General features: G+C 62.1%; 1 pseudogene. It reads left to right on the top strand.

What is annotated here, in order from left to right:
• Nucleotides 1–726, top strand: a pseudogene (locus tag F2P44_RS36880) (hypothetical protein); the annotation flags it as partial.

Here is a 726-nt window from a genome sequence, read left to right as displayed (position 1 = left end):
CACCTACCAATACAGGAATGCCGGTGTCGCCAGTTGCCATGCCGCAGCCAGGGCGGTGGGGAATGCGTCGGTCATTACGCCACTGTTCAAGGACCGGTCCGGGCGCAAGCTGACTGATTTTAACGACCTGCAGGTGGAGGAGGGGTTGGCGGTGGTCGCAGCGCAGATCGCTCTTTCCATTCTTGCCGCGCAGCGGCCTGTAATTGAGTCTCCCGCCCCCTCTGCGGCGCCAGCCGCACCCGACGTTGTTGAACCTCCAAGTGAGTTCGATGCAGGGGCAGCGGTCCCCCCTCCCCCTGGCGCGAAGCAGCCGCCCGAGGGCGACGAATCGCTGACGCAATTTGATGCGCGCTTTGACGCGGCAGTGATAGACGGCGCCCAGCTGCGCCCTGCCGTGCCTTTGGCGCCGGGGGAGGGGGGCGATGAGCAAGAGGCGCACAAAAAGGACAAGCCCAAGAAAGTCTACGGCCAGCAGCACTGGGATCAGGTCGACGACATCCTGGAGAACTTCATTCTGATCTACGGCGAAGACTTGGTATGGGATTGTCGCGAGCGCTTGCTGATGAAGCTGTCCGCGATGCGTACGATCGTGCAGAACAGCGACGTGATGAAGTTTTGGGGCGGCGATGCGCGCAAATGGATCTTGAAGAAGAACATCGTCTTCGATCCGCGTGAACGCCCCAGTCCGGCGCCGAGCGGGCCGACTGCGACCGTCAATCTGTTCAG

Source organism: Massilia frigida (assembly GCF_011682175.1).
GTDB classification, from domain to species: domain Bacteria; phylum Pseudomonadota; class Gammaproteobacteria; order Burkholderiales; family Burkholderiaceae_D; genus Telluria_A; species Telluria_A frigida.
The sequence above is the reverse complement of the archived record's forward strand: the minus strand, read 5'-3'. Positions and strand labels throughout refer to the sequence as shown.